The sequence below is a fragment of the Streptomyces typhae genome (genome assembly GCF_009755605.1).
Lineage (GTDB): Bacteria > Actinomycetota > Actinomycetes > Streptomycetales > Streptomycetaceae > Streptomyces > Streptomyces typhae.
This window is the reverse complement of sequence record NZ_WPNZ01000009.1, coordinates 308,618-330,205: the sequence shown is the minus strand read 5'-3', so window position 1 is coordinate 330,205 and position 21,588 is coordinate 308,618. Positions and strand designations below refer to the sequence as shown.

Genomic DNA, 21,588 nt, shown 5'->3' with positions numbered 1-21,588 from the left:
GGGTCCGACCGGGCCTCCGGCTGCTGCTCGGGACCGTGAGATGCGTTCACGCGATGACGCCTTCCGTTCCAGTCCGCTCGGGGTACCGGACGATTTCTCGTCATGCTAACGCTATCGCCGCGCGCCACGCGGTCGGCCGTCCACAGGCTGTGGGCATTCGTAGGACCGCGCGCGATGATCTGTGGATGACCGCACACGACCCGCGGGACGACCGCGAAGGCGCCGACGAGCAGGGCGGTGCCAGTACCGGCACACGGGGCGGTATCGGCGCACGAAGCGGTACCGGCGAGCCGGACGGTACCGGCGCACGAGGCAGCATCGGCGAGCAGGGCGGTACCGGCGAGCCGAGCCCTCCCGACGACCGCGCACGGCGGTTCGCCGCCGCCCGTGACGCCGAACGGATCCTGGCGCTGCCCCCGATGGCGGTGACCCTGGCCGAGCGCCTCACCGCCCTGACGACAGGCGCCGCGGAGGTCGCGGACCTGGGGCGGCCGGGTGACGTGTACGGCGACGAGGTCGTCGCCGACCTGGAGGACGAGGTCGCGAGGCTGCTCGGCAAGGAGGCCGCCGTCTTCTTCCCCACCGGCACCATGGCCCAGCAGGTCGCGCTGCGCTGCTGGGCGGGGCGCACCGGCAGCGCGACGGTGGCCCTGCACCCGCGCTCGCACCCGGAGGTGCATGAGGCGGGTGCCCTCTCCGTGGTGAGCGGGCTGCGCACCGTGCACCCCACGGACGCGCCGCGCCAGCCCACGGCCGACGAGGTCCTCGACTCCGAGGAGCCGTTCGGCACGCTGATGCTGGAACTGCCCCAGCGGGAGGCCGGTTTCGTGCTGCCTTCGTGGCAGGAGCTCACGGATGTGGTGGCGGCGGCGCGCGAGCGCGACGCCGTGGTGCACTTCGACGGGGCGCGCCTGTGGGAGTGCACGACGCACTTCGGCCGTCCGCTGACGGAGATCTCGGCTCTCGCGGACAGCGTCTACGTGTCGTTCTACAAGTCGCTCGAAGGCATCGCGGGCGCCGCGCTCGCGGGCCCGCTGTCCCTGGCCGACGAGGCCCGCGCGTGGCGGCACCGGTACGGCGGGCTGATGTTCCAGCAGTTCCCTACGGCCCTCTCGGCGCTGCTCGGCCTCAGGAACGTGCTGCCGCGGCTCCCGGAGTACGTCGCCCACGCGCGCGTGGTCGCCGACGCGCTGCGCGAGGGCTTCGCGTCCGCGCGGGTGCCGTGGTCGCGCGTGCACCCCGATCCGCCGCACACCCACCAGTTCCAGTGCTGGCTTCCGTACGCGCCCGAGGTCCTGAACGAGGCGACGCTCACGCAGGCCGAGGAGACCGGCACCCAGTTGTTCTGGCGCTGGTTCCCCGAGGGCCCGCCGGGCCTGTCCGTCACGGAGGTCACCGTGAACGGCCCCGGCCTGGCGTGGACCGCCGGTGACGTCAGGGCAGCGGTCGCGGAATTCGTGCGCCGCCTCCCCTGAGCGACCGGAGGTGGCGCAGCACGGCGGCACGGACACGGCCCCGCGCGGGCCGCCCCGCGACCACGGCGTGGAAGCGCCCGTAGTCGCGCACCTCCCGCACGACCTGCCAGTCGTGGGCCCCGGGCGCGGGTGGCGCCGCCTCACCGTGCTGGGCGGCGCGGTAGGCGTCGAGCAGGTACTGCTGGGTGACGCTCATGACGTACGACCTTTCATGTCAAATGGTACTTAACGGGCGCCGCGAGGGCAGTTTCAGCCCACCCGGCGCGCTAGGGGGTTTCAGCCCACCCGGCGCACGAGGGCAGTTTCAGCCCGTCCGGCGCGCGAGGGGGTTTCAGCCCGTCCGGCGTTTGAGGACGAGGCCCGGAGGGCCGACAAGGGGGGAAAGGGGCGCAGCCCCATCTGTGGAGGGGCCGCACCTTCGCGGCCCCCGGCGATGCCTCCACCCTGCACAGGGCCCAGGGGCCAGGTCTCCCCGATTGACGCCCCGCGTCAATCGACGGCGGCGATGTCAGAGGCACGGTGCACCATGGGGACCATGAGCGTGAGCATCGACATCACCGGCCTGACGCCGGACCGCATCCATGTCGTGCCCTCGCCCCTCGCCGAGCTGGGCATGGCGCTGCACGCGCTGTCCGAGCCCGGCCACCACCCGGGGCTCCAGGGCTGGGCGACGGCCGTCTCCACGCGCCTCGACCCGTGCCTCGCGGACCGCTTGTGCGAGGCGGACTTCCTGTGGCGGACGACGTTCTCCGACGTCTTCGCCCCGTTCGCAGGCATCCCCGGCAAGAGCACGCTGCCCGGCGCCACGCTGGCCGAGGAGCTCGACCTGCTCGACAAGCTGACGGACGAGCAGTTCGTCGACGCCGCCCTGGAGTTCACCTGCCCACTGGAGTACGACGTCCAGCGCCCGCCGGACCCCCTGAACGACCCGGACACGCGCCGCCACGCCCTGGACCTGGCCGCCGCCCGCGGCGACCACCAGGTGCGCTTCACCAAGCGGCTGCTCGACGACCCGCCCGCGGTGCGGGCCTGGCTCCGGCAGTTCCTGGAGGACTGCGACGAGGCGTTCTTCGCGGACACCTGGTCCCGCGTGAGCCATCAACTCGCCGCCGACGCCCGGCACAAGACGGAGTTGCTGCGCCGCAAGGGCCTCGAAGAGGCGCTCAGGGCCACTTCCGGAGCCCTGAAGCTGGACGAGGGCGCACGCAGGATCACCATCGACAAGATGGCCATGGGCCACACCCGGACCGGCGAGGGCGGCCTGGTCCTGGTGCCCACCAGCCTCGGCTGGCCCCACCTGCTCGTCCTGCACCGGCACGGCTGGCAGTCCTCGATCACCTACCCCGTGAACTCCCCGGGCCTGGCCGCCCCCGCCTCCGTGGAGCAGCTCACCCGCCGCATGGCCGCGCTCTCCCACCCGGTCCGGATGCGCCTGTGCCGCCATCTGGCCCGGGGTTCGTACACCACGGGGGAGCTGGCCGACGCCCACGGCATGACCGCACCGGAGATATCCCGGCACCTGAGCGTCCTGAAGAAGGCCGAGCTGATCACGACCCGCCGCCGCGGCAGATACGTACAGCACCAGCTGGACCTGACCGTGGTCTCCCGGATCGGCAGCGAGTTCATCGAGGGCGTCCTGCGCTGACGGCGAGCGCCCTGCACCGGCAGGCGCGCCCCAGAAGTGGGTCAGGCCCCGCCGCCGCCCGCCCGCACCAGACCCGTCTCGTACGCGAGCACGACCACCTGCACCCGGTCGCGCAGGCCGAGCTTGGTCAGGATGCGGCCCACATGGGTCTTCACGGTCGCCTCGGAGAGGACCAGGCGTGCCGCGATCTCGCCGTTCGACAGGCCCTGCGCGACGAGCACCATGACCTCGCGCTCGCGTTCGGTGAGCCGCTCCAGCTCCTTGTGCCGGGGCTGCCCCGCGCCCGCGGGCAGCATCGGCGCGAAGCGGTCGAGCAGGCGCCGGGTGGTGGACGGCGCGACGACCGCGTCGCCGCTGTGCACGGCCCGGATGGCGGCGAGCAGCTCGGCCGGCGGCACGTCCTTCAGCATGAACCCGGACGCGCCCGCCTTCAGCCCGGAGAAGGCGTACTCGTCGAGGTCGAAGGTGGTGAGGATGAGCACCTTCGGCGGGTTGTCGTCGGAGCAGATGCGCCGGGTCGTCTCCACACCGTCCAGCTTCGGCATGCGGACGTCCATCAGGACCACGTCGACCGCGGTGGCCCGCAACGTCTGCAACGCCTCCACGCCGTCCCCGGCCTCCGCGACGACCTCCATGTCCGGCTGCGCGGCGAGCACCATCCGGAACCCGGTGCGCAGCAGCACCTGGTCGTCGACGAGCATCACGCGGATCGACATCAAGGGGTCCCTTCATGGGTGGTCCGTCAGCACATCATCGCGGACGGTTCGGGGTGCGGTGCGGGCGACATCGTCGCGGACGGTTCGAGGTGCGGTGCGGGCGACATCATCGCGGACGGTTCGGGGTGCGGTGCGGGCGGTCGGGCAGTGACAGGTGTCAGTGTGCGGGCTTCAGTGGGAGCAGCGCGCTGATGCGGAATCCGCCGCCGGGGCGCGGCCCGGCGTCGAGGGTGCCGCCGACCATGCCGACGCGCTCCCGCATGCCGATCAGGCCGTGCCCGCTGCCGTCGGCGCCGCCGTCCTCGTACAGCTCGTGCGGGGCGCCCTTGCCGTCGTCCTCCACGAGCAGCCCGAGGCCGTCGTCGAAGTAGACGAGCCGGACGCTCGCGCCGGCGTTCTCGCCGCCGTGCTTGCGGGTGTTGGTCAGCGCCTCCTGGACGATGCGGTACGCGGTGAGCTCGACGCCGCTGGGCAGCGGGCGCGGGGTGCCCTCGACCTTGAAGTCGACCGGCAGGCCCGCGCCGCGCACCTGCTCTATCAGCTCGTCGAGCTGCTCGACGTCCGGCTGTGGGACGTACTCGCCGTGCTCCTCGTGCTCGCCGGTGCGCAGCACGCCGAGGAGCCTGCGCATCTCGGCGAGGGCCTGCCGTCCGGTGCCGGAGATGGTGGCGAGGGCCTGCTTGGCCTGGTCTGGCGCCGCGTCCAGGACGTAGGCGGCGCCGTCGGCCTGCACGACCATCACGGAGACGTTGTGCGCGACCACGTCGTGCAGCTCGCGGGCGATGCGGGCGCGCTCGGCCGCGACCGCGACCTTGGCCTGCGCCTCGCGCTCCTTCTCCAGGCGGTTGGCGCGCTCCTCCAGCTGGGCGAAGTAGGCCCGGCGGGTGCGGATGGAGTCGCCGAGGACCCAGGCCAGTGCGAACGGCACGACCAGGAAGGCCATCAGGAGGACGTTGCCCCAGACGCCCGCGTTGCTCTCCGGCCAGCGCGCCTGCGACAGGGGCGCCGCCACGAGCCCCCCCACCAGGGCGAACCGCGAGGCCCAGGGGGCGCCGTCCGCCGCCGCCGTGTAGATGATCACGAGCATGGCGAAGTTCGCCGGGCTCGGTTCCACGTCGAAGATCATCTGTAGGACGCCGATGCCCGCGGCGAGGATCAGCATCCGCTCGGTCGCCCGGCGCCGCAGGGCCACCACGACGCCGAGGGCGAGCATGGTCGGTATCGACAGCAGGACCTGCCTGTGGCCCTGGGCGTCGGCGACGGCCACCAGTCCAAGCCCGGAGATCCCGAGCAGGACGAACGCCCAGAAGACGTCGACTCCTGTCGGGTGTCTGCGGAGAAAGTCATAGAGGCGCTGCACGTAACCCAGCGTAGGCAACCCGTCAGGCCCCTCGGGTCAACCGGAGGTCCGATCCGTGCGTCCCTCTCGTACTCCCCAAGGTGGAGGCCCGCATAGCCTTCGGGATGTGACGAACGAGGCAGGAGGAGCTCGCGCGGGGCAAACCGGCGCGCCGAGCGGCTGGCGGGAAGCCATGGAGAGGGCCCTGTACGGCCCCCGCGGCTTCTACCGCCGACCCGAGGGGCCCGCGGGGCACTTCCGCACCTCCGTGCACGCCTCACCGCTGTTCGCGGACGCCGTGGCCCGGCTCCTGTGCCGGGTCGACGCCGCCATCGGCCACCCCGGGGAGCTCGCGTTCGTGGACATGGGCGCGGGCCGCGGCGAACTGACGGCGGGCGTCCTCGCGGCGCTGCCCGGCGAGGTGGCGGCACGCACGCGCGCGTACGCGGTGGAGCGCGCCGAACGCCCCGAGGGGCTCGACGACCGCGTCCGGTGGTGCGCCGCGCCGCCCACCGGTGTGCGGGGTCTGCTGTTCGCCAACGAGTGGCTCGACAACGTGCCCCTCGACGTGGCCGAGCGGGCACCCGACGGGACGCTGCGCCGCGTCCTGGTGCACGCCGACGGCACCGAGGAGCTCGGCGGCCCGGTCGGAGGCCGGGACTCGGCGTGGCTGGCGCGCTGGTGGCCGCTCGGCGCCGAGCCGGGCCTGCGCGCGGAGATCGGCCGCCCCCGGGACGAGGCGTGGGCGGCCGCGGCGGCGACCCTGACGCGCGGTCTCGCGGTCGCCGTGGACTACGCCCACACCCGGGATGCCCGGCCGCCCTTCGGCACCCTCGCGGGCTTCCGCGCGGGCCGTGCGGAACCGCCCGTGCCGGACGGCAGCCGCGATGTCACCGCGCATGTGGCCCTCGACTCCTGCGCGCTGCCCGGCGCCCGCCTGTGCACCCAGCGCGCGGCCCTGCACGCCCTCGGCGTCCACGGCGGCCGGCCGCCTCTCACGCTCGCCGCTGGCGATCCGGCCGCCTACGTACGGGCCCTCGCCCGCGCGGGCGAGGCGGCGGAGCTGACGGCACCGGGCGGCCTCGGGGACTTCGGCTGGCTGGCGCAGCCGGTGCGGCTGGACCTGGCCGACGTACTGGCGGACGTACCGGCCGGCATGCCGGCGGACGCACCGCCGCCGTGACCGCCCCCGACCGGCCGCCCTACTTGTCGATGTCGCCGACCACGAAGAACAGCGACCCGAGGATCGCCACCATGTCGGCGACCAGCGTGCCCGGCAGCAGCTCGGCAAGGGCCTGGATGTTGTTGTACGAGGCCGAGCGGAGCTTGAGGCGGTACGGGGTCTTCTCGCCCTTGGAGACCAGGTAGTAGCCGTTGATGCCGAGCGGGTTCTCGGTCCACGCGTACGTGTGGCCCTCCGGGGCCTTGAGGACCTTCGGCAGGCGCTGGTTGACGGGCCCCTGGGGCAGGTCGGCGACGCGGTCGAGGCAGGCGTCGGCGAGGTCCAGGGCGTTGTGGGTCTGTTCGAGCAGGCACTCGAAGCGGGCCAGGCAGTCGCCGTCCTGCCGGGTCACGACCTTCAGGACGTCGCCGAGTTCCCCGTACGCCAGATACGGCTCGTCGCGGCGCAGGTCGAAGTCCACTCCGGAGGCACGGGCGATCGGACCGCTCACTCCGTAGGCGTGCACCGCCTCGGCGGAGAGCACGCCCACACCGCGGGTGCGGCCCCGGAAGATCTCGTTGCCGAGCACGAGCCGGTCGTACACGTCCATGCGCGAACGCACCGCGGCGACGGCTCCCCGCGCGCGTCCCGTCCAGCCCGCGGGCAGGTCCTCCTTGAGGCCGCCGACACGGTTGAACATGTAGTGCATGCGGCCGCCGGAGACCTCCTCCATGACGTTCTGGAGTTCCTCGCGCTCCCGGAAGGCGTGGAACACCGGGGTGATGCCGCCGAGCTCCAGCGGATACGAGCCGAGGAACATCAGGTGGTTGAGCACCCGGTTCAGCTCGGCGAGCAGCGTGCGCGTCCACACCGCGCGCTCGGGCACCTCCATGCCGAGCATCCGCTCCACGGCGAGGACGACACCCAGCTCGTTCGAGAACGCCGACAGCCAGTCGTGGCGGTTGGCCAGCATCACGATCTGCCGGTAGTCACGGGCCTCGAAGAGCTTCTCCGCGCCGCGGTGCATATAGCCGATCACCGGCTCGGCGCGCTCGATCCGCTCGCCGTCGAGGACCAGGCGCAGCCGCAGCACACCGTGCGTGGACGGGTGCTGGGGGCCGATGTTCAGCACCATGTCGGTGCTCTCCGCGGCGCCGCCGATGCCGAAGGTGGTCTCGGCCTGCTCGGTCGTCCGCGGCGGCCGCGTCGTGGGCGTGTGCTCCGTCGTGGGGCTCATGGTCCCAGTCTGTCGTACGCACGCGGACACGCGGGTGTCAGATGCCGTACGTACGCTTGGGGCATGGAGACGGGGACGGCGGCGGGGCCAGAGGGATCCACGGGGGAGAGCGGTGTGCCGTCCGGGTGGACCGGGCTGCCGCGCGGGGTGCTGACCATGCGCAGAATGCTCCTGTTGGTGTGGCTGGTGCCCGCCGCGGTGGCTCTCGGCGTGCTCCTCGGTCTCTTCGCGGGCCCGGCGTGGGCGGTCTTCGCGGCGCTGCCGCTGGCACTCGCGGCCTGGGGCTGGGTGCTGCTCGGCCGCAACTGGCGCTCGTGGCGGTACAGGGAGCGGGCCGACGACCTCCTCATCAGCCGGGGCGTCCTGTGGCGCGAGGAGACCGTCGTGCCGTACGGCAGGATGCAGCTCGTCGAGGTCACATCGGGCCCACTTGAGCGGTACTTCGGCCTGGCGGGCGTCCAGCTGCACACGGCCGCGGCAGCCACGGACGCCCGCATCCCGGGCCTCGTGCCCAGCGAGGCCGAGCGGCTGCGGGACCGGCTCACGGAGCTCGGCGAGGCCCGATCGGCGGGGCTGTGAGCGGCGCGCCGACGGGGGGCGTACGGGGCCCGGAGGGGGCCGAGGGTGCGCTGGAGCCGGGCGGTGCACCGGAGTCGAGCGGCGCACCGGAGCGAGCCGGGGGTGCTCCGGAGCGAGCCGGAGGTGCCCCGGAGCGAGCCGAGGGTGCCCCCGCTCCCGGCGGCCTCCGGGAGCGGCGGCTGCACCCCGTCACGCCGCTGCGCCGCGCCTGGGCGCCCGTCGCCATCCTCGTCGGCTGGGCCTTCCACGACCCGGACGGCACCCAGCGCCGCCTGTCCGAACTGACCGCCCTCACGCTCGCCGTGGGCGCCGCCGCCGTGATCGTCGGCGGTGCCCTGTACGGCTTTCTGAGCTGGTGGTTCACGCACTTCGCCGTCACGGACACGGAGCTGCGGATCCGTACGGGACTGCTGTTCCGGCGCACCGCGCACATCCGGCTCGACCGGCTCCAGGCCGTCGACGTCACCCAGCCGCTCGCCGCCCGCATCGTGGGCGTATCCAAGCTCAAACTGGACGTCGTCGGCACGGAGAAGAAGGACGAGCTGGCCTACCTCGGCGAGAAGGACGCCGCCGCGCTGCGTGCCGAACTGCTCGCGCGGGCCGCCGGATTCGCCCCCGAGACGGCCCGGGACGTCGGCGAGGCGCCGGTCCGCAACCTGCTGCACGTACAGCCCCGGATGCTCGCCGTGTCCCTGCTGCTCACCGGCGCCCCCTGGGTGCTCCTGGTGGCCGCCCTCGTCGTGCCGACGGTCCTGTGGCTGATCACGCACAACGCGTGGACCGTCATCGCGACCGCCCTGCCCATGCTGGGCGGCGCCTTCGCGAGCAGCGTGGGCCGGTTCGTCGCCGAGTACGACTGGCGGGTGGGCGAGTCCCCCGACGGCCTGCGCATCGACCACGGCCTCCTCGACAAGGCGCACGAGACGGTCCCGCCGGGGCGGGTCCAGACCGTGCGGATCGTCGAGCCGCTGCTGTGGCGGCGGCCGGGGTGGGTGCGGGTCGAGCTGGACGTGGCGGGGTCGTCGAACAGCGTCCTGGTGCCGGTCGCCCCGAGGGCGGTCGCCGAGTCGGTGATCTCGCAGATCCTGCCCGGGGTGCGGGTGCCCGCCGCGAGCGAGCTCTCGCGGCCGCCGTCCCGGGCGGCCTGGTGCGTCCCCGTGTGGTGGCACGGCTACGGACTCGCGGTCACCGACGCCGTCTTCGCCGCCGGGCACGGTCTGCTGCGGCGCCGCCTCTCCCTGGTGCCGCACGCGAAGGTGCAGAGCGTGCGGGTCCGGCAGGGGCCCTGGGAGCGGTTCAAGGGCGTGGCCGACGTGCACGTGGACACGGGGGCCAACAAGACGGTGGCCGCGCGGCTGCGGCCCGCCTCGGAGGCCTCGCGGCTTCTGCTGGCGCAGGCCGAGCGGTCCCGGACGGGGCGCCGGGAGGCCCGGCCCGACCGGTGGATGGCCTGAGCCCGGGAGCGCGCGGGGCGCGGTTCCTGGGCTACGCGCGCAGCGCCGTGCGCAGGCCCTCCATGTCGATCTGTTCCGTCTCGTCGTGGGCCGTCAGGTCGATGACCTGGCCCACCCCGCGCTCCGCGTCCGTCATGGCGTCCGACGGCTTGAACTCGGCCTCGGTCTCCGCCTTGTGGACCGCGAGGGCCTCCTCACCCACGACGTCGGCGAGGTCCTCGTTCTGTACGGTCTCCAGCGCGGCAGGTGCCAGGCTCTTCGCGGACGTGCCCTTCGTACCGAAGAAGTCGAAACCGCCCTCGCCCGGGAACCGCCGTCCTTGAACGGGCGGCACCACGGCCGCGGCGGTGGGAACGGTGAAGTGCGCCCCGACCGCGCGCTCGTGGCCCATGTCGTCCATGTCACCCATGGCACCCATGTCGCCCGGGTCTCCGGGGTCGTCGGCGTCGCCGGAGCCCGGCTCGGAGCCGGAGCCGGAGTCGTCTGCCGCCACCGCGTCCGCGCCCGCGGCAGCCACCGCAGGCCGGGCGGTCGACGCCGGACGCGCCAGGCGGTCCAGCGCGACATTGGCCCGCCCGTACAGCGAGGGCGTGGGGCTCGCGCCCGGCCTGACCGCCACCCGCGGCTCGGCGGCCGGAGCGGCACCGCCGGGGACGTTCCCCGCCTCGGCAGAGTCGCCCGCGTCCTCCTGCGGAGACGTTCCCGCACCCGAAGCACGGGAGGAGTCGGAGGACTCGGAGGACTCGGAGGGACCAGAAGAACCGGAGGAACCGGAGGAACCGGAGGGGCCAGAAGCACCCGAGGCGTCGGCGGAACCCGAAGCTCCGGCGGGCTTCTCCCCCTCGGAGGAGCCCCCCGCGGGCAGCGCGGCCCGCGTGGGCGTCGCCGCCTCTATGGCGAGGAGCCTGCGCCCCTCCAGGGCGTCGGCCCGCTCCGTCTCCGCCGTCGCGTACCTCCGCAGCAGTGCCGCGTGCTCGTTGCGCAGCGCCGCGAGCTCGGCCCGCTTGGAGCGCAGCTTGGCCTCCAGCTTGGCACGCAGCTCACGGGACTCGTCGAGGTCGGACTCGGCCTCGGCTATCCGCTCCTCGTAGCGCCACTCGTCGCCCGCGCGGGCGCGCCCGAGCTCCGCGACCCGCTTGCCCGCCGCACGGTCCCACTGCCGCATGACGACCGAGCCCACGACGGCACTGGCCGCGGCGGCTGCGACGAGGCCGCGCAGCACGACGGGTTCCGCGAACATCCAGGCGCCGCCGGCGCAGACGAGGGAGAAACCTGCGACCGCCGACGGAGGAAGCAGCCGGTGAAGAGGTGGGGAATGGCGGTGACGTCCACGTGGCATGGCCAGAAACTTACCGCGCGTAGGCGAAGTCTGGTGCCCCGCCCGCCAAATTCCCGGTGCCCCCACCGCAACTCCCCACCCCAGTGAGCCTCTTCTTCCACGAAGCGTCACTCCACTCCCTCCGCCGGGATTCCGCAACCCGGCGCGGGGCCTACTTCTCGATCAGGCCCTTCGACTCCAGATACTCCTTCGCGACATCCGCTTCCTTCTGGCGCTCCTCGTCGACCTTGCGGTTCAGTTCGATGAGATCGTCCGTCGTGAGCGCCTTGGTGACCTTGGCGAGGGCCTCGGCCAGCTTCTTGTCGCCCGCCTCCTTGGCGTTCACGACGGGAAGGATGTTGTCGGCGTTCTGGAGCTTCTTGTCGTCCTCCAGGATCACGAGGCCGAAGTTCTTCAGCGTCGCGTCCGTGGTGGTCGTCAGGACCAGCTGGTCCGTGCCGTTCTTCACGGCCTGCTTCGACTGCGTGGTACCGACGCCCTTGGGATCGATTCCGGCGACGTCGATGCCGTACTTCTTCTTCAGGCCCGGGGCGCAGAACGGCCGTGTCTCGCATTCGTCACCGGCGGCGATGCGCACCTTCTCGCCCGACTTTCCAAGATCGGAAAGCGTCTTGAGCTTGTGCTTCTTCGCGTATTCGCTGGTCACCGCGAAGGCGTTCTGGTCCACGGCCGCACCGGGCGGCAGCGCCTTGAGGCCGCGCGGCTCGGCCAGCTCGGTGAGTTCGCCGTACGTCGCGTCGAGATCGCTGGAGGCGACCGGCTTCGCGTCGGCGCCGTTCTTCTTCAGGTTGAGGAATTCCGTGAGCGTGGCCGCGTATTCCGGGGCGACGTCGATGGTGCCCTTCTTCAGCTCGGGCTCGTACACCTCGCGGTTCTGCACGGTCTTGACCGACGCGTCGTAACCGGCGTCCCGCAGGACGCCCGCGTACAGCTCGGCGAGGACCTTCTGCTCGGTGAACCGCGCCGAGCCCACCACTATCTTGCCCTTGCCGCCGCCGTCGGAGCCCTTGTCGTCCTCCAGGCTGTCCCCGCCGCACGCGGAGAGCCCCGCGGTCAGCGCCACGACGGCCGTGGCCGCCCCTGCCATCCGTCGTGCGCGACGCGTCCTGCTGTTCATCGGTGAACCACCATTTCGAGAACCGTTTCGAGAGATACCACTACAAGCCGTTGCCACTACAAGCCGTTGCCACTACAAGCCGTTGCCACTACAAGCCGTTGCCGCTACAAGCCGTTGCCACTACGAGCCGTTGCCACTTCAAGCAGTCGTCACTGCGAGCGTCAGGAGGACACCCGGGACCGCCCCCGCATCGGATCGAAGAACCGTCCCGCGAGGACCAGGACGCCCTCCACGAGCAGCGCGAGCAGCGCCACCAGGAAGGCGCCCGCGACGACCTGCGGGGTGTTCTGAAGGTTGAACCCGGCCGTGATGATCCGCCCGAGGCCGCCCTCCCCCGCCATCGCGGCGAGCGTCGCCGTCGCCACCACCTGCACGGCCGCGGACCGCACGCCGGTCATGACCAGCGGGTACGCGAGGGGCAGCTCGACCCGGGCGAAGAGCTGACGTCCGCTCATGCCCATGCCGCGCGCGGCCTCCACCACCGAGCGGTCCACCTCGCGCATGCCGATGTAGGCGTTGGTGAGCAGCGGCGGCACGGCGAACAGGACGAGGGCGATCAGCGTGGGCACGTCCCCGTGCTCGCCGAGCGGGGTGAGCGTGAGCAGGATCAGGACGGCGAGCGTGGGCACCGCGCGGCCGACGTTGGAGATGTTGACCGCGAGGGCGCCGCCCTTGCCGATGTGGCCGAGGTACAGCGCGACGGGGAGCGCGATCAGGCAGGCCACGGCGAGGCAGACGCCGCTGAAGTAGAGGTGCTCGGCGAGCCGGTGCCACACCCCCTTCTCGCCCTGCCAGTTGGCGGACGTGGTCAGCCAGTCGTAGGCACCGGATATCGCGTTCATACGGGCTCAGCCACCTTGGCCACGCTCTTGGCCGCGCCCGCCTTGCGCGAGAAGCGGCCCGGTCGTATTCGATGGGCTCGGGTCCAGGGCGTGAGCAGCCGCTGGAGAGCGAGGAGCAGCAGGTCGGCGGCGATGGCGAGGACGACGCAGAGCGCGGACGCGGTGAGCACCTGCGCCTTGAACTGGGTGTCGAGGCCGTCGAGGATCAGCGTGCCGAGGCCGCCGTAGTCGACGATCGCGCCGACCGTCGTGAGGGCCACCGTGGACACCGTGGTGATCCGCACACCGGCGAGCAGGGCGGGCAGCGCGAGCGGCAGTTCCACTTCCCACAGCAGCCGCAGCGGGCCGTACCCCATGCCCTTGGCGGCCTCTCTGGCGTCCTCGGGGACCGCCTGGAGGCCCGCGAGGATGTTCCGCACCAGAATCGTCAGCGAATAGAGCACGAGGCCCGTGACGACCAGGGACGCGGAAAGGCCGAAGAAGGGGAGCAGGAGCGAGAACATCGCGAGCGACGGGATCGAGTACAACACCGTCGTCACGCCGAGAATAGGGGCGGCCAGGAAGCGCCAGCGCCGCGCGATCAGCGCGAGGGGCAGCGCGACCGCCACGCCTATCAGCACCGACGCGCCCGTGATCGCCACGTGCTCCAGCGTCGCGTCGGTCAGTTCCTGGCTGCGCGAGCGGATGTACTCGCCGCAGATCCAGTCGTTCGCCACAAGGCAGTCCCGCTTGCTCACCCGCCCCGCCTCCCCCGAAACCCCGTCGCCATGCCGGCTCGGACACGTGCCGAAACCCACATGTCCATCTGACTGGCGACCCTAACCCCGAGCACTGACAATCTCCGAGACGCGGGGGCCCTCTTCGTGCGGGCGCAACACCGTCTTCACAGAACACGCGCCACAATGGGGAATCATGATCCGGTTCGAGAACGTGACCAAGCGGTACGCGGACGGTACGACAGCCGTCGACGATCTGTCCTTCGAGGTGGCGGAGGGTGAACTGGTCACGCTCGTGGGCCCGTCGGGCTGCGGCAAGACCACGACGATGAAAATGGTGAACCGGCTCATCGAGCCGACTGAGGGGCGGATATTCCTCGACGGCGACGACATATCCGGAATCGACCCCGTCCAACTCCGGCGCAGAATCGGCTATGTCATCCAGCAGGTCGGCCTCTTCCCGCACAAGACGGTCCTGGACAACACCGCGACCGTCCCGCATCTGCTCGGCGTGAAGCGCGCGAAGGCCCGCGAGCGCGCCGCCGAGCTGCTCGACCTCGTCGGCCTCGACCCCGCGACCTTCGGCGACCGCTATCCGGAGCAGCTCTCCGGCGGCCAGCGCCAACGCGTCGGCGTGGCCCGCGCCTTGGCGGCCGACCCGCCCGTCCTGCTGATGGACGAGCCGTTCGGAGCGGTCGACCCGGTGGTGCGCGAGCATCTGCAGAACGAGTTCCTCCGCCTCCAGCAGGCCGTCCGCAAGACCGTGCTGTTCGTCACACACGACATCGAGGAGGCCGTCCGTCTCGGTGACCGCATCGCCGTCTACGGCCAGGGCCGCGTCGAGCAGTTCGACACCCCGTCCACGGTCCTCGGCGCGCCCGCGACCGAGTACGTCGCCGACTTCGTGGGCGCCGACCGCGGCCTGAAGCGGCTCTCGGTGACGCCCATCGAGGAGGGCGACCTGGAGCAGCCGCCGGTGGTCCACCTCGACGACCCGCTGCCCAAGGACCTCGAAGGGGCCGGGGCCCGCTGGGCCGTCGTCCTGGACGGCGAGAACAACCTGCACGGCTGGATCTCCGCCGAGCACGCGCGCGCGGGCACCGGCACGGTGCGCGAGCACGCCCGCCGCATGGAGGCGTGGCTGCCGGTGGGCGCGAGCCTGAAGCAGGCGTTCTCGACGATGCTCCAGCACGACGCGGGCTGGATCGCGGTCATCGACGAGCGCAGCGAGGGCCGCTTCCTGGGCGTCCTCACCCCGGCCCGGCTGCACGAGGCGCTGCGCCGCTCGACGGCCGCGGACGCGCGGGACATCGCGCGGGAGGACGTGGACCTGGAGACGGTGGCGTCGATCACGGCGACGTGACGTTCCGGACGCCCCGAAGGCCCGGTCCTCGCGCCCACCCGGGCCTCCCGGAGGGTCAGCGCACGTCCGACCCGCCGGTCAGCCGCCCGCTCATCCACACCAGCGACGCCGGGATCTCGCGCCGCCACGTGTTGAAGTTGTGGCCGCCGCTGGCGAGGGTGATCGAGGAGACCCGGGTGGGGGACTTGACCTTCTCGATGAACTTCTTGGTGTCCTTGTAGTTGCCCTCGCCCTTCTTGCTGGTGGTGACCAGCAGGGAGGTCTTGGGCGGCGGCATGTGGTCGAGGTACCACAGCAGGTTCGCGCGCCGCTCCCGCTCCTTGTCGCCGTGGAACAGATTGCCGGTCGTCACGTCCTGGGCGGCCTTGTAGTAGGCGGAGAGGCCGACTCCGGCGCCGTACACGCGCGGGTGGTGCATGGCGACCTTCAGGGCGCAGTAGCCGCCCGTGGAGTCCCCGATGATGCCCCAGCTCTCGGCCTTCCTGCCGACGCGGTAGTGGTCACTGATGGCGCCGGGGAGGTCCTTGGCGAAGAACGTCTCGGACTGCGGGCCGCCGGGGATGTCCACGCACTCGGTGTCCCGGGGCGGTGCCACGGTGGGCCGCAGCATGACCAGGATCATCGGCTGCATCTTGCCGTCCTTGGCCTGCTTGTGGGCGGTCTGCGGGTAGTGCAGGCCCTTGATGAGGGCTTCTGCGGTGCCGGGGTAGCCGGTCAGGACGGCGGCCGCGGGGAACGTGCGGTGCTTGTACTGCGGCTGGAAGTACTCGGGCGGCAGGTACACGTACGCCGGGCTGGCGATCCTGGAGTTCCGGCCCTGGACGTCGATCTTCTGGATCTGGCCGCCGAGCCGCGGGATGCCGCCTCCGGGCACGTCGACGGACTGGGTGTCGACCACCCTGACGGGGCCCTTCTCGCCCTTCATGGCGTCGTGGTCGACGACCACGCCCTGCGCCGTCTCCTGGCCGAAGAGATCGGCCCAGGTGGCGTAGAAGCCGAAGGCCTGGTTGGCCGCGAGGCCGACGGACGCGAAGATCGCGAGCTGCGTGGCGAGCAGCAGCCCGACGCGCCCGGTGACCGCCTGCCAGCTGCGGCGGGCGAGGCGCGGCCAGAGCCAGACCGTGCCGATGAACAGCAGCACGGCCAGCACTACGGCAAGTGCAAGCACCTTGTTGCTCGTGAGACCCATGGGATGATCCTGCCTGCGCTTTCTGCGTGTCCGCCCCTCGGGCGGCCGATACGGAGGGCGAAAACTCCAGGTATGGACCGTTCCATACCTTTTCCGCCGACTTTCCGCCGGTTTTGCAGTGGGGAGTGAACCCCGCTCCCCGATGGACCGTCCTAGAGGGCGCAATATCACCGGATGCCGCCTTTGGCGCCGGTTCGAAGCTCTCTCGCAGAACTACGGGATGCGATGTCTGTCAGGATAGATGGCGAAATGTCGGGTGCGGTTCCAGGAGGCCAGGACGGCGGCGACGGCCGACTGCGCCGGATCCTGCGCGGCCCCCGCCCCGAGGCCGTCCCGGTCCTCGCCGCCAGAATCTGCGCCCTCGTCGGGCTCCTGAACATCGCGGCGGCCGTCTTCCCGCGCTTCAGGCGCAGCCGCCTGCACACCTTCGCCGAGGTCCTGCCGGGCGCGCTCGGCCCCTTCGCCGCCGCCCTGGCGCTCAGCTGCGGCGTCCTGCTGCTCCTGCTCGCGCACGGCCTGCGAAGGCACAAGCGGCGCGCCTGGCGGGCCGCCGTCGTGCTGCTGCCCGCGGGCGCGGTGGCGCAGTTCGCGTACCGCCACTCGTTCATCGGCGCCGCGATCTCCCTCGCGCTGCTCGCGCTGCTGCTGCGGCACCGCAAGGAGTTCGCCGCGCTGCCCGACCCGCGCAGCCGCTGGCGCGCCCTGGCCAACTTCGTGCTCCTCGGCGCCGGTTCCATCGCGCTCGGCCTGGTGATCGTCAGCGTCCACCCGAACAAGGTCATCGGCGACCCGGGCATCGCGGACCGCCTCACCCACGTCCTGTACGGCCTCTTCGGCCTCGAAGGCCCCGTCGGCTACACCGGCAACACCTCCTGGACCGTCGGGGCCTCCCTCGGCGCCCTCGGCATGCTGACCGCGCTCACCACCATCTACCTGGCCTTCCGCCCCGAGCACCCGGCGGCGCGCCTCACCCAGGACGACGAGAGCCGGCTGCGCGAACTGCTCGCCAAGCACGGCCGCCGCGACTCCCTCGGCCACTTCGCGCTCCGCCGCGACAAGGGCGTCGTCTTCTCCCCCAGCGGCAAGGCCGCCGTCACCTACCGCGTGGTGTCCGGCGTGATGCTCGCCTCCGGGGACCCCATCGGCGACGTGGAGGCCTGGCCGGGTGCCATCGAGCGCTTCATGGACGAGGCCAAGGCGCACTCCTGGACCCCGGCCGTCATGGGCTGCTCCGAGACCGGCGGTGAGGTCTGGACCCGCGAGACCGGCCTGGACGCCCTGGAGCTCGGCGACGAGGCGGTGGTGGATGTCGCGGATTTCTCCCTGTCCGGGCGCGCGATGCGCAACGTGCGCCAGATGGTCAAGCGGATCGAGCGCAATGGCTACGAGACGCGCGTACGGCGCATCCGTGACCTCGGGGAGAAGGAACTGGAGCGCATCCAGCGCGCCGCCGAGGACTGGCGGGGCACCGACACCGAGCGCGGCTTCTCCATGGCGCTCGGCCGCATCGGCGACCCCGACGACGGCGACTGCCTGATCGCGACGGCCCACAAGGCCGACGAGAAGGCCGGACAGTACGGCGACTTGAAGGCCGTACTGCACTTCGTGCCGTGGGGCGAGGACGGCGTCTCGCTCGACCTGATGCGCCGCGACCGGTCGGCCGACCCGGGCATGAACGAACTCCTCATCGTCGCCGCGCTCCAGGCCGCGCCGAAGCTCGGGATCACGCGCGTGTCCCTGAACTTCGCGATGTTCCGCGCGGCGCTCGCCCGCGGCGAGAAGCTCGGCGCGGGCCCGGTCCTGCGTGCCTGGCGCGGGCTCCTCGTGTTCCTCTCGCGCTGGTTCCAGATCGAGTCGCTGTACAAGTTCAACGCGAAGTTCCGGCCGCGCTGGGAGCCCCGTTTCGTGGTCTACCGCTCCAGCCGCGACCTGCCGCGGATCGGTTTCGCCGCGATGCAGGCAGAGGGCTTCGTCACCTTCGCGCTGCCGCGCTTTCTGCGCCGCGCCACCGTGCAGCGCCGCCCCTGCCCGCACCAGTCGGCGCACACCGCCGAGCGTGAGGTCCGCGCGGCGTAGCGGCAGCCCGCGCGGGCCTAGGCTTGAGGCATGAGTACGGTGCGCGGGGACAGCGAGGACGACGGGCTGCGTATCCCGGCAGGGGGCGGCGGCGGGCGGCGCGGGGGTGAGGTGGCCGGGCTCCCCCGGTGGGACCGCTGTGCCGTCATGGGGGTCGTGAACGTGACCCCCGACTCCTTTTCCGACGGCGGCCGCTGGTTCGACACCACGGTGGCCGTCAAGCACGGCATCGACCTGGTCGCGCAGGGCGCCGACCTCGTCGACGTGGGCGGCGAGTCGACCCGGCCGGGCGCCGCGCGCGTCGACGAGGACGAGGAGCTGCGGCGCGTCGTCCCCGTCGTACGGGGCCTCGCGGCCGAAGGCGTCACGGTCTCCGTGGACACCATGCGCGCCCGCGTGGCACAGCAGGCGCTCGCGGCGGGCGCCGTCCTCGTCAACGACGTCTCCGGAGGCCTCGCCGACCCCGGCATGGTGCCGGCCGTGGCGGCCGCGCAGGCGCCCTTCGTGGTCATGCACTGGCGCGGCTTCCTCACCGACATCCACGCCCGGCCGGTGTACGAGGACGTGGTCTCCGAAGTCGTCGACGAGCTCCACGCGCGCGTGGAGGCCGCGGTCGCCGGGGGCATCGCCCCGGAGCGGATCGTCGTCGACCCCGGCCTCGGCTTCTCCAAGAACGCCGAGCACGACCTGGCGCTGCTCGCCCGCATCGACCGGCTCCGCACGCTCGGCCGACCCGTCCTGGTCGCCGCCTCCCGCAAGAGGTTCCTCGGCCGGGTCCTCGCGGGCCCCGAGGGCTCCCCGCCGCCCGCACGCGAGCGGGACGCCGCGACGGCCGCCGTGTCCGCGCTCGCGGCGCACCAGGGCGCCTGGGCGGTGCGCGTGCACGAGGTGCGGGCCACGGCGGACGCGGTACGGGTGGCGCGGGCCGTCACGGACGCCGCCGGACCGGGACAGAGTGGGAACAAGGGTGGGAACAGCGGTGCCGGCGGTGTCGCCGGACCGGAATCGGCCGGGGAGGCTGGCGCTCAGTGACGCGCGCGCAGACGGACGTCGAGCAGGTCGAACTCGCCAACACGGCCTTCTACGAAGCGCTGGAGCGGGGCGACTTCGACGGCGTGTCGGACCTGTGGCTCGACGCCGCGGACCTCGCCGACGCGGCGACGTACAGCGAGACACCGGAGACGGGCGGCCCCGGCACGGTCCGCGAGGGCGGCCTGCCGGAGATCGACCTCGACGACCCCGCGGACCCCGGCAGCACCGCCGGCCCGGAACCGGCCTCGGAGGGACCCGCCATCTCCTGCGTCCACCCCGGCTGGCCGGTGCTCACGGGCCGCGGCGAGGTCCTCAGGTCGTACGCGCTGATCATGGCCAACACCGAGTACATCCAGTTCTTCCTCACCGACCTGCGGGTCTGCGTCGCCGGCGACACCGCCCTGGTGACCTGCACGGAGAACATCCTCAGCGGCGGCCCCGCGCCGCAGGACGGCGACGAGCTCGGCCCTCTCGTCGGGCAGCTCGTGGTCGCCACGAATGTGTTCCGCCGCACACCCGACGGCTGGAAGCTGTGGTCGCACCACGCGTCCCCGGTGCTCGCGGAGACCGGCGACGACGAGGACGAGGAGCCTTCCTCGTAGCCCTCTTCGGACTGCTTCTCGGTGGGTAAGGGGACCCGCGAGCCCGCGCAGGAGCGTCGTCCGGCAGCCCCGCGGGCGAACACTGTCGGTGCTCGCAGGTAGATTCGATCGAGGCCGGTGTGCCGTCCGCACACGGCAGAGCCGGCCGTTACCGACGACTGTCAGGAGTGATTCGCGTGGATCGTGTCGCGCTGCGAGGCCTGAAGGCCCGCGGGCACCACGGTGTGTATCCGCGGGAGCGCGAGGAGGGCCAGACCTTCATCGTGGACCTGGTCCTGGGCCTGGACACCCGTGCGGCCGCGGCCGACGACGACCTGGCGAAGACCGTGCACTACGGCATCGTGGCGGAGGAGGTCGTGGCCGTCGTCGAGGGCGAGCCGGTGAACCTCATCGAAACGCTCTCCGAGCGCATCGCCCAGGCCTGCCTGAAGCACGAGGGAGTCCTGGAAGTCGAGGTCACGGTGCACAAGCCGGACGCCCCGATCACCGTCCCGTTCGACGACGTGACCGTCACCATCACCCGGAGCCGCGTATGACCGCCCACAGCGACCCCACCGTCCAGCCGGTCCCCACGTCCGTGGTGGAGCAGGTGGACGCCGCCGACACGACACTGTCCAACCCGCAGCGCGCCGTGATCTCCCTCGGGTCGAACCTGGGCAACCGTCTGGAGACCCTCCAGGGGGCCGTGGACGCCCTGGAGGACACTCCGGGCCTGCGGGTCAAGGCGGTCTCCCCCGTGTACGAGACGGAGCCCTGGGGCGTCGAGCCCGGCTCCCAGCCCGCGTACTTCAACGCCGTGGTGGTCGTGAGGACCACGCTCCCCCCGGCCTCGCTCCTGGAGCGCGCCCAAGCCGTGGAGGAGGCCTTCCACCGCGTACGGGACGAGCGCTGGGGCCCGCGCACGATCGACGTGGACATCGTCGCGTACGCCGACGTGGTCTCCGACGACCCCGTGCTCACGCTGCCGCACCCGCGGGCGCACGAGCGGGCCTTCGTACTCGCCCCGTGGCACGACGTCGAGCCCCAGGCGCAGCTCCCCGGACACGGACCCGTGGCCCGGCTGCTCGACGACGTCACCCGTGAGGGCGTCGCGCCGCGCGCCGACCTGGAACTCCGGCTGCCCGAGTAATCGTTAGGGTCCACAGGGACCACACAGCAGGCCAGGGACCCTCCCGGCAGGCACGGACAGGGACATGAGGGGCGACCGCCGGAATGAAGCAACTGCGCGTGGGGATGCTGGCGGGCCTCTTCGCCGTCGCCGGAGTGCTGTCCTGGGCCGCGGCCCGGCTGTGGGACTCCGTGGGCACGCTGCCGCGTGTGCCGCTCGCCGCGCCCATCGTCCTCGCCCTGATCGCCGTGGTGCTGCTCGCCACGGCGATCTCCCTGCGCGCCCGGCTGCGCGCCCAGCGTGAGCGGCGGCCGGGCGCGAAGGGCGTCGAGCCGCTGATGGCCGCCCGCGCGGTCGTCTTCGGCCATGCCAGCGCGCTGGTCGCCGCCCTCGTCTGCGGGATGTACGGCGGTGTGGGCGTGTTCATGCTGGAGTTCCTGGACATCCCCGCCCGCCGGGACCAGGCGTACTACGCCGGGTTCTCGGTCCTCGCGGGCATCGGCGTCATAGCGGCCGCGTTCTTCCTGGAGCGGGTCTGCAAGCTCCCCGAGGACAGCGACGACGAACACGGCGGGACGGCTCCCGCGGCGTGAGCCG

At 72.3% G+C, this 21,588-nt stretch carries 21 protein-coding genes; 12 read left to right on the top strand and 9 right to left on the bottom strand.

The window, feature by feature from the left end:
* Positions 1-185 precede the first annotated feature (185 nt).
* Positions 186-1,475 (top strand): threonine aldolase family protein, encoded by a 1,290-nt coding sequence (locus tag GPA10_RS18775; protein ID WP_157166485.1) that lies wholly within the window; start codon positions 186-188, stop codon positions 1,473-1,475.
* On the opposite strand, the gene GPA10_RS18770 is transcribed toward GPA10_RS18775, so the two are convergent.
* Complete coding sequence (locus GPA10_RS18770) at positions 1,435-1,671, bottom strand: hypothetical protein (RefSeq protein WP_157166484.1); 237 nt, start codon at positions 1,669-1,671, stop codon at positions 1,435-1,437. The genes GPA10_RS18775 and GPA10_RS18770 overlap by 41 nt on opposite strands.
* A 339-nt stretch (positions 1,672-2,010) precedes the next feature.
* On the opposite strand from GPA10_RS18770, the gene GPA10_RS18765 reads away from it, so the two are divergent.
* A complete protein-coding gene (locus GPA10_RS18765; protein WP_157166483.1) occupies positions 2,011-3,120 on the top strand; it encodes a DUF5937 family protein in 1,110 nt (369 codons plus the stop codon).
* A gap of 41 nt (positions 3,121-3,161) precedes the next feature.
* Here GPA10_RS18765 and GPA10_RS18760 read toward each other — a convergent pair whose 3' ends face one another.
* A complete protein-coding gene (locus GPA10_RS18760; protein WP_058850314.1) occupies positions 3,162-3,836 on the bottom strand; it encodes a response regulator transcription factor in 675 nt (224 codons plus the stop codon).
* 157 nt (positions 3,837-3,993) lie between these two features.
* The gene (locus GPA10_RS18755; protein WP_058850313.1) at positions 3,994-5,196 is read right to left on the bottom strand and encodes a sensor histidine kinase; all 1,203 of its coding nucleotides are present in this window, start codon (positions 5,194-5,196) and stop codon (positions 3,994-3,996) included.
* A gap of 172 nt (positions 5,197-5,368) precedes the next feature.
* Here GPA10_RS18755 and GPA10_RS18750 point away from each other — a divergent pair, with 172 nt between their 5' ends.
* Positions 5,369-6,358 carry an SAM-dependent methyltransferase gene (locus tag GPA10_RS18750; protein ID WP_157166566.1) on the top strand — a complete coding sequence of 330 codons (990 nt, stop codon included), beginning with the start codon at positions 5,369-5,371 and terminating at the stop codon, positions 6,356-6,358.
* Positions 6,359-6,377: 19 nt separating this feature from the next.
* Here GPA10_RS18750 and GPA10_RS18745 read toward each other — a convergent pair whose 3' ends face one another.
* Positions 6,378-7,472, bottom strand: a complete 1,095-nt coding sequence (locus tag GPA10_RS18745) for an NADH-quinone oxidoreductase subunit D (RefSeq protein ID WP_246259408.1) — start codon at positions 7,470-7,472, stop codon at positions 6,378-6,380.
* A gap of 165 nt (positions 7,473-7,637) precedes the next feature.
* Between GPA10_RS18745 and GPA10_RS18740 the strand changes: the two genes are divergently transcribed.
* Together GPA10_RS18740 and GPA10_RS18735 are read left to right on the top strand one after the other, a co-directional pair.
* Positions 7,638-8,153 carry a PH domain-containing protein gene (locus tag GPA10_RS18740; RefSeq protein ID WP_058850311.1) on the top strand — a complete coding sequence of 172 codons (516 nt, stop codon included), beginning with the start codon at positions 7,638-7,640 and terminating at the stop codon, positions 8,151-8,153.
* Positions 8,154-8,203: 50 nt separating this feature from the next.
* A complete protein-coding gene (locus GPA10_RS18735; RefSeq protein ID WP_425505777.1) occupies positions 8,204-9,607 on the top strand; it encodes a PH domain-containing protein in 1,404 nt (467 codons plus the stop codon).
* Positions 9,608-9,638: 31 nt separating this feature from the next.
* On the opposite strand, the gene GPA10_RS18730 is transcribed toward GPA10_RS18735, so the two are convergent.
* The 4 genes from GPA10_RS18730 to GPA10_RS18715 form a co-directional block, all read right to left on the bottom strand.
* On the bottom strand, positions 9,639-10,946 hold the full coding sequence (locus tag GPA10_RS18730; RefSeq protein WP_198351636.1) for a coiled-coil domain-containing protein: 1,308 nt from the start codon (positions 10,944-10,946) through the stop codon (positions 9,639-9,641).
* 151 nt (positions 10,947-11,097) lie between these two features.
* Entirely contained in the window at positions 11,098-12,063 is a 966-nt protein-coding gene (locus GPA10_RS18725; protein ID WP_058850309.1) for an ABC transporter substrate-binding protein, read from the bottom strand.
* A 161-nt stretch (positions 12,064-12,224) separates the two neighbouring features.
* Complete coding sequence (locus tag GPA10_RS18720; protein WP_157166480.1) at positions 12,225-12,905, bottom strand: ABC transporter permease; 681 nt, start codon at positions 12,903-12,905, stop codon at positions 12,225-12,227.
* On the bottom strand, positions 12,902-13,642 hold the full coding sequence (locus tag GPA10_RS18715; RefSeq protein WP_343041069.1) for an ABC transporter permease: 741 nt from the start codon (positions 13,640-13,642) through the stop codon (positions 12,902-12,904). The genes GPA10_RS18720 and GPA10_RS18715 overlap by 4 nt, the downstream gene beginning before the upstream one ends.
* Before the next feature lie 175 nt (positions 13,643-13,817).
* Between GPA10_RS18715 and GPA10_RS18710 the strand changes: the two genes are divergently transcribed.
* On the top strand, positions 13,818-14,984 hold the full coding sequence (locus GPA10_RS18710; protein WP_157166479.1) for an ABC transporter ATP-binding protein: 1,167 nt from the start codon (positions 13,818-13,820) through the stop codon (positions 14,982-14,984).
* Between the two features lie 55 nt (positions 14,985-15,039).
* Here the strand turns inward: GPA10_RS18710 and GPA10_RS18705 are convergent, their stop codons facing one another.
* Positions 15,040-16,173 (bottom strand): alpha/beta hydrolase, encoded by a 1,134-nt coding sequence (locus tag GPA10_RS18705; protein WP_157166478.1) that lies wholly within the window; start codon positions 16,171-16,173, stop codon positions 15,040-15,042.
* Positions 16,174-16,422: 249 nt separating this feature from the next.
* Here GPA10_RS18705 and GPA10_RS18700 point away from each other — a divergent pair, with 249 nt between their 5' ends.
* From GPA10_RS18700 to GPA10_RS18670, 6 genes are all read left to right on the top strand, one after another.
* The gene (locus GPA10_RS18700) at positions 16,423-18,249 is read left to right on the top strand and encodes a phosphatidylglycerol lysyltransferase domain-containing protein (protein WP_157166477.1); all 1,827 of its coding nucleotides are present in this window, start codon (positions 16,423-16,425) and stop codon (positions 18,247-18,249) included.
* A 147-nt stretch (positions 18,250-18,396) separates the two neighbouring features.
* Entirely contained in the window at positions 18,397-19,281 is an 885-nt protein-coding gene (folP, locus tag GPA10_RS18695) for a dihydropteroate synthase (RefSeq protein WP_157166564.1), read from the top strand.
* Positions 19,278-19,883, top strand: coding sequence for a nuclear transport factor 2 family protein (locus tag GPA10_RS18685; RefSeq protein ID WP_343041068.1), 606 nt, complete (start codon positions 19,278-19,280; stop codon positions 19,881-19,883). The genes folP and GPA10_RS18685 overlap by 4 nt, the downstream gene beginning before the upstream one ends.
* 176 nt (positions 19,884-20,059) lie before the next feature.
* Positions 20,060-20,419: a dihydroneopterin aldolase gene (gene folB / locus GPA10_RS18680; RefSeq protein WP_030679955.1), complete on the top strand. Its 360-nt coding sequence runs from the start codon at positions 20,060-20,062 to the stop codon at positions 20,417-20,419.
* Positions 20,416-21,012 carry a 2-amino-4-hydroxy-6-hydroxymethyldihydropteridine diphosphokinase gene (folK, locus tag GPA10_RS18675; RefSeq protein ID WP_157166476.1) on the top strand — a complete coding sequence of 199 codons (597 nt, stop codon included), beginning with the start codon at positions 20,416-20,418 and terminating at the stop codon, positions 21,010-21,012. Before folB ends, folK begins: the two co-directional genes overlap by 4 nt.
* An 83-nt stretch (positions 21,013-21,095) precedes the next feature.
* Entirely contained in the window at positions 21,096-21,584 is a 489-nt protein-coding gene (locus GPA10_RS18670; protein WP_157166475.1) for a DUF3180 domain-containing protein, read from the top strand.
* Positions 21,585-21,588 lie beyond the last annotated feature (4 nt).

Coding starts and splice junctions, on each gene's coding strand:
- GPA10_RS18745 (WP_246259408.1), bottom strand. CDS start 7,472: ATGGTGCTGAACATCGGCCCCCAGCACCCGTCCACGCACGGTGTGCTG.
- GPA10_RS18725 (WP_058850309.1), bottom strand. CDS start 12,063: ATGAACAGCAGGACGCGTCGCGCACGACGGATGGCAGGGGCGGCCACG.
- GPA10_RS18705 (WP_157166478.1), bottom strand. CDS start 16,173: ATGGGTCTCACGAGCAACAAGGTGCTTGCACTTGCCGTAGTGCTGGCC.
- GPA10_RS18775 (WP_157166485.1), top strand. CDS start 186: ATGACCGCACACGACCCGCGGGACGACCGCGAAGGCGCCGACGAGCAG.
- GPA10_RS18710 (WP_157166479.1), top strand. CDS start 13,818: ATGATCCGGTTCGAGAACGTGACCAAGCGGTACGCGGACGGTACGACA.
- GPA10_RS18750 (WP_157166566.1), top strand. CDS start 5,369: ATGGAGAGGGCCCTGTACGGCCCCCGCGGCTTCTACCGCCGACCCGAG.
- GPA10_RS18670 (WP_157166475.1), top strand. CDS start 21,096: ATGAAGCAACTGCGCGTGGGGATGCTGGCGGGCCTCTTCGCCGTCGCC.
- GPA10_RS18730 (WP_198351636.1), bottom strand. CDS start 10,946: ATGCCACGTGGACGTCACCGCCATTCCCCACCTCTTCACCGGCTGCTT.
- folK (WP_157166476.1), top strand. CDS start 20,416: ATGACCGCCCACAGCGACCCCACCGTCCAGCCGGTCCCCACGTCCGTG.
- GPA10_RS18770 (WP_157166484.1), bottom strand. CDS start 1,671: ATGAGCGTCACCCAGCAGTACCTGCTCGACGCCTACCGCGCCGCCCAG.
- GPA10_RS18700 (WP_157166477.1), top strand. CDS start 16,423: ATGTCGGGTGCGGTTCCAGGAGGCCAGGACGGCGGCGACGGCCGACTG.
- GPA10_RS18740 (WP_058850311.1), top strand. CDS start 7,638: ATGGAGACGGGGACGGCGGCGGGGCCAGAGGGATCCACGGGGGAGAGC.
- GPA10_RS18720 (WP_157166480.1), bottom strand. CDS start 12,905: ATGAACGCGATATCCGGTGCCTACGACTGGCTGACCACGTCCGCCAAC.
- GPA10_RS18760 (WP_058850314.1), bottom strand. CDS start 3,836: ATGTCGATCCGCGTGATGCTCGTCGACGACCAGGTGCTGCTGCGCACC.
- GPA10_RS18765 (WP_157166483.1), top strand. CDS start 2,011: ATGAGCGTGAGCATCGACATCACCGGCCTGACGCCGGACCGCATCCAT.
- folP (WP_157166564.1), top strand. CDS start 18,397: ATGGGGGTCGTGAACGTGACCCCCGACTCCTTTTCCGACGGCGGCCGC.